This window comes from Bradyrhizobium sp. (assembly GCF_049691595.1).
Lineage (GTDB): Bacteria > Pseudomonadota > Alphaproteobacteria > Rhizobiales > Xanthobacteraceae > Bradyrhizobium.
Genome location: NZ_JBAVNZ010000220.1, coordinates 1 through 5,750 on the forward strand (window position 1 = coordinate 1; position 5,750 = coordinate 5,750).

Here is a 5,750-nt window from a genome sequence, read left to right on the forward strand (position 1 = left end):
GCGCCGCAGGGGCGGCAGGCTGGGGCGCAGTTGCTGCATCAACCGGAGCGCTCTGGGGATCGGTCTTGGCCTGTTGCGGCGTCTGTTTGCGCCTGGATTCGCGATCGCCATCTTCGTTCTTTGAGCGCTTCGATCCCCGGCCGGTGTTGTCGTAGACGCCCGGGATTGAAACGGTTCCACGATCGGGATCGATGCGGATGGTGCGGCCGCCATATTCGAAGGTGTACTGGGCCTGCGCGGCGGTGCTCGCCAGCAACAGCGCGGCAATAGCCAGAAGCTTCCTCATCATGACCTCCAGAGCGGGGACCCCAAGTTCCCGAAGCTACATATTGGCAGCTTCACGCAACGTGACCCGGATCACTTTCAAACGATAAGTCGTGGACTAAGCGGCTTTGGTTCAAAAAGGTTCGGCGCCAAGTCTAATTAGCGCGCGATGGGCGGTCAATTTCCGGCGCAATTCGGTTCATGCCGGCAGTACCCATTCAAACTGAGCTTTCGCTGCCAGTCTTGCGAACCGGATTCGACGTTGCGCCGCGTCCGGCCATTTCGTGCTTCAAATCCTCAAACCGCCGCCGCGCTTCGCTTTCGCGATCGTCGACGAATTTGATCGCGGCTTCCTCTCCCATCGGGCCGCTGACGACGGGCGTCGACGTCTCGCCGATCGTCTCATCGACGTAATAGTCGCCATGCGCCTCGCGCACCGTCCATCTGAAGCGAATCGCCGCCATCGGGCCGGGACCGACCCTGGAGTAGCCATTGGCCTCGATCGGTTGGGGCGCCGCGGGCTTTTGCTCGACTGTCGGCTTTTCCGGCGCGCGACGGGACTCCGGCTGATCGAGAATGCTGGCGATGGCTGCGAGCGCGCTGTCGGTCGGGTTGCTCTTGCTCAAAGGTTTGGACTCCAAAAAGCATGCAATATGCGGATAGCTGCAATACGGCTAACGCCGTATCCCGTTTCCGGGCTCTGAACAAGGCTGGGTTTTGTCGGCCTACGCGCGTACCGGTGGAAGCCTGCCCTTCCAGGGGCGTGCCTGTTCGAGCTGACCCGCCAGACGGAATAACGCTCCCTCGTCGCCGTATTTGGCAGAAAACATCATGCCGAGCGGCAGTCCGGCCTTGTTCCAGGCCAGCGGCACCGACATCGCGGGCTGGCCGGACATATTGAACATGGAGGTAGCAGGCATATAGCGCCGCAGGATCGGCGCAATGTGCGACAGGTCCTTTGACATGGTGTCGAGCTCCCCGATCCGCAGCGGCGGCGAGCATAGCGTCGGACACAGGAAGACGTCGCAGCCTTCGAAGAAATTCGCCAGCCCGCGTGAAATCTGGAATGCCGCGAGCTGCGCGGCGACATAGTCGGTCGCCGTGCTCTTTTGCGCGTTATGGGCGCTCGCCAGCGTCAAAATCTCGAGATCATGTTCGGTCGCGGCGCGGCCGAGCCGCTGCTCGATCAGCCGCACCGTCAGCGCCGTGTTGGCGCCCACGATCGCGGCCATCACCACCGCCGGATCGGCGGCAAGCGGCGGCGCGCGCTCCTCGACATGATGGCCGAGCCCGGCCAGCAGTTGGGCGATCTCGCGGGTTGCCGCGGCGATTTCGGGATCGATGGCGTCGCCATAGGGCGATTTGTCGGTGAAGGCGATACGCATTCGGCCGGGATCGCGGCCGACCTCCTGCGAAAACGGCCGCTCCGGCGGCGGTGCGACGTAAGGGCTCGAGGGTTCAGGCCCGTGGATCGCATCCAGCATCACGGCGCTGTCGCGCACGCTGATGCTGACCACATGGCCACACGAGAATCCGCCCCAGCCCTCGCCGCGATCGGGACCGAGCGGATTGCGCCCGCGGGTTGGCTTCAGTCCGAACACGCCGGAGGCGGAGGCGGGGATCCGGATCGACCCGCCGCCATCGCTGGCGTGCGACATCGGCAGGATACGCGCGGCGACGGCCGCGGCCGCGCCGCCGGACGAACCGCCAGAGGAATGCGCGGTATTCCAGGGGTTGCGGGTCGGACCGAACAGACGGGACTCGGTCGTCGGCATCAGGCCGAATTCCGGGCTGGAGCTCTTGCCGAAGATGGTGACGCCGGTGTCGAGGAAACGGCGGGCGAGGGTGCCGCTGTGATCGGCGACAAAGTCCTTCAGGATGCTGGCGCCGGATGTCGTGCGCGTCCCTTCCAGCAGATCGAGATCTTTCAGCAGAAACGGCACGCCGGTGAAGGGTCCGTCGGGAAGACCCCTGTCGATCTGGCGCTCGGCATAGTCGTAATGTTTGACCACCACCGCGTTGATCCGCGGATCGACCGTCGCCGTCCGCGTGATCGCCTCGTCGAGCAGTTCTTTGGCGCTGACCTGCTTTTTCCGGACGAGATCGGCCAGGCCAACCGCGTCATAGCTGCCGTATTCCTTGAAGGCCATGTGCATACCCCGATGGCCGGACCGATCGACAGATCGGCGGCGACAAACCGTCCCGGCCGAAAGTTCAGCCGAGCACGTCCTGGTTGATGACGTTCTGACGCAGCGGCTCGCCGTCGAGCACGCTCAAAATATTGCGCGCGGTCTGCTCGCTCATGCGGTCCACGGCTTCAAGCGTCACGCCGGCAACGTGCGGCGCCATGATGACGTTCGGGAGCGCAAACAGCGCGTGACCGGCCGGCGGCGGCTCCTGTTCGAACACGTCGAGGCCCGCGCCCGCGAGCTTGCCGGACGACAGCGCGGCCTGAAGCGCCGGCTCGTCGACGATGCCGCCACGCGCGGTATTGATCAGATACGCGGTCGGCTTCATCAGCTTCAGCCGCGCCGCGTTGAACATCCCGACCGTCTCCGGTGTTTTCGGGCAGTGGATGCTGACGAAGTCGGCGCGCGGCAACGCGGCATCGAGATCGGCGACCGGCTCGCAACCGGCGGCCTTGACCTCGGCCGCGGGCCTGTAGGGATCATAGACCAGCACATTCATTTCCATCGCCTGGCAACGCTTGGCGGTGCGGGTGCCGATGCGGCCGAAACCCACGATCAGAACTGTCTTGCCGTAGAGGTCGTAGGGCAGCATGCCCAGACGATGACCCCACTTGCCGTCCCTGACGATGGAATCCATTTCCACCGCGCGCTTGGCGAGCGTCAGCATCATGAACATGGCCTGTTCGGCGACCGAGGGCGAGTTGGCGGTGCCGGCGACCATCAGCGGGATTTTGCGGCGGCTGAGCGCCGGGATGTCGACGGCATCAAAGCCGACGCCGATCCGCGTCACCACCTTCATGTCCTTGGATGCTTCAAGCTCCGGCTCGCCGAAGCGTGTGGCGCCGAGGGCTACGCCATGGACCGGCGCGTGCTGACGGAGCATGGTTTCAAAATCGCCGGCCGAGATCATATTCGGGAATTCGACGAGATCGAGATCGTCCCGCTGCTGCAGCAACGCCCGTCCCGATCGCGAAAACGATTCAGTGATGAAAATTTTCTTCTTGTTGGTCGTCATGCTTCCGCCCCGGGGTTATTTCTTGTCGTGCGGCCGTCAAAGGACGGCGCCGGTCACCTCGTTTAGCAAATGCATATTGTTGAGGTCCACCGCCAATCGGAGCGGCGCGCCATCGTGCGCCCCGGCATTGGGATTGACCCGGCCGCAGACCTCGATCGCTTCGAGCATGAAATAGATCAGGGTTTCCATTCCCATCGGCTCGGTGACATCGAGCACGGCGTCGAAGGCCTCGACACCCGGCTCCGGATGCGCCTTTGCCTCGGTGATGTGTTCGGGCCGTATCCCCAGCAGCAATTTATCGGTCCGCGAAACGCCCTGATATCTGGCGACACGGGCGGGCGGCAGCGGGAAGGCGATGCGGTCGGTCAGGCGGATGTGCAGCCCGCCGCTGACATCCTCGAGCCGGCACGGAATGAAATTCATCGCCGGCGAGCCGATGAAACCCGCGACAAAGCGCGTGGCCGGGTTGTGATAGAGTTCGTTGGGGGTACCGATCTGCTCGATGCGCCCATGGTTCATCACCACGACCCTGTCGGCGAGTGTCATCGCCTCCACCTGATCGTGGGTCACATAGACCGTGGTGGTGCGGACCTTCTGGTGCACCTTCTTGATCTCGATCCGCATCTGAACCCGAAGCTTGGCGTCGAGGTTGGACAGCGGCTCGTCGAACAGGAACACTTTCGGGTTGCGCACGATGGCACGGCCCATGGCGACGCGCTGGCGCTGGCCACCGGATAGTTGCTTGGGCTTGCGATCGACCAGTTCGACGATGTCGAGCATCCGCGCGGCCTCGTCGATCCGGGTCTTGATCTCGGCTTTCGGATAGCGTTTCAGCCGCAGCCCGAACGACATGTTTTCCGCGACCGTCATGTGCGGGTACAGCGCATAGTTCTGGAACACCATCGCGATATCGCGATCTTTCGGCGGCACGTCGTTGACGACGTCGCCGCCGATCATGATGTCGCCGTCGGTGATATCCTCGAGCCCCGCGATCATCCGCAGCGTGGTCGATTTGCCGCAGCCCGAAGGCCCCACCAGCACGACGAATTCATGGTCGGCGATATCGAGGTCGATGCCGCGCACCGCCTCGACGTCGTCGTAACGCTTGATCACCTTACGCAACGTCACGTCGGCCATTGATATCAACCCTTTGTCGCACCGGCGGTGAGGCCGGCAATGTAATAGTCCATCAGGAATGCGTAGATGATCAGCGGCGGCGCGGCGCCGAGCAGGGCGCCGGTCATGATCTGACCCCAGTTGAAAACGTCGCCCTTGATCAGGGTGGTGACGATGCCGACCGGCAGCACAAGTTGATCGGTCGAAGTCGTGAACACCAGCGGATAGAGAAATTGCGCCCAGGACACGGTGAAAGCGAAAATGGTTGCCGCGATCAAACCGGGAAGAGCGACCGGAATAAAGATGCGCGTCAGGGTCTGGAACCAGGAGGCGCCGTCGATAATGGCCGCTTCATCCAGTTCCTTCGGGATCGAGGCGAAATAGCCGATCATGATCCAGGTGCAGAACGGCACGGTCAGCGTCGGATAGATCAACAGCAAAACGTACCATCGGTTGATCAGCTGAATTCCGGTCAGGTCGCCGACCAGCGCGAACACCTTGAACACCGGCAGAAACAGCAGCGTGTCGGGAATGAGGTAGGTCAGGAACACGCCGGTCGCCAGCGTCGCCGAGCCCCAGAACCTCATTCGCGCCAGGGCGAAGGCAGCCGGTACGCTGATCAGCATGGTAATGGTCACCACGATGATCGAGACGAACGCGGAATTGCGGAAAAACGTCAGGAACTGGTTCGATGTCAATAGCCCGACGTAATTTTCCAGCGTCGGGTGAAAGACCCACCACGGATTGGTCGCCGCCGAAATCTCGGCGCTGCTTTTCAGCGAGGTGATCAGCATGTAGAGCGGCGGCACCAGCGAGAAAATCGCAAACAGGGTGAGGAAAAAATACGACCATCGCAGCGCCCAGGTTCGGTCGCGGCTCATGCTGCCATATCTGATCGTGCGCGTCGGCGCCGCCTTGTCGATCGCCACAGTGCTTGTCATCAGGCTTCATTCCCGCGCTTGTTGACATCACGCAGGATGAATACCGCCGCGATCGCAAGGATCGGCACCATGAACAGCGACACGCTGGCGCCGAGCGGAATGTCGCTGCCCTCGATGCCGACCCTGAAGGCCCAGGTGGCAAAGATGTGGGTGTGGTCGAGCGGGCCGCCGGCCGTCAGGATTCGCACGATGTCGAAATTGGCGAAGGTGACGATCAGCGAGAAC

At 62.7% G+C, this 5,750-nt stretch carries 5 protein-coding genes and 2 pseudogenes; all 7 read right to left on the reverse strand.

Annotated features, from left to right (window positions below):
- Positions 1-286: pseudogene (locus WCE35_RS09865) on the reverse strand (DUF2147 domain-containing protein); the annotation flags it as partial.
- A gap of 196 nt (positions 287-482) precedes the next feature.
- The gene (locus tag WCE35_RS09870; protein ID WP_424593156.1) at positions 483-890 is read right to left on the reverse strand and encodes a hypothetical protein; all 408 of its coding nucleotides are present in this window, start codon (positions 888-890) and stop codon (positions 483-485) included.
- Between the two features lie 99 nt (positions 891-989).
- Complete coding sequence (locus WCE35_RS09875; protein ID WP_424593157.1) at positions 990-2,414, reverse strand: amidase; 1,425 nt, start codon at positions 2,412-2,414, stop codon at positions 990-992.
- 64 nt (positions 2,415-2,478) lie between these two features.
- Positions 2,479-3,468, reverse strand: a complete 990-nt coding sequence (locus tag WCE35_RS09880) for a hydroxyacid dehydrogenase (RefSeq protein WP_424593158.1) — start codon at positions 3,466-3,468, stop codon at positions 2,479-2,481.
- A 36-nt stretch (positions 3,469-3,504) separates the two neighbouring features.
- Entirely contained in the window at positions 3,505-4,605 is a 1,101-nt protein-coding gene (locus tag WCE35_RS09885) for an ABC transporter ATP-binding protein (RefSeq protein ID WP_424593159.1), read from the reverse strand.
- Positions 4,606-4,610: 5 nt separating this feature from the next.
- Entirely contained in the window at positions 4,611-5,525 is a 915-nt protein-coding gene (locus tag WCE35_RS09890) for a carbohydrate ABC transporter permease (protein WP_424593160.1), read from the reverse strand.
- Positions 5,525-5,750 (reverse strand): annotated as a pseudogene (locus WCE35_RS09895) (sugar ABC transporter permease); the annotation flags it as partial. The gene WCE35_RS09890 and the pseudogene WCE35_RS09895, both read right to left, overlap by 1 nt.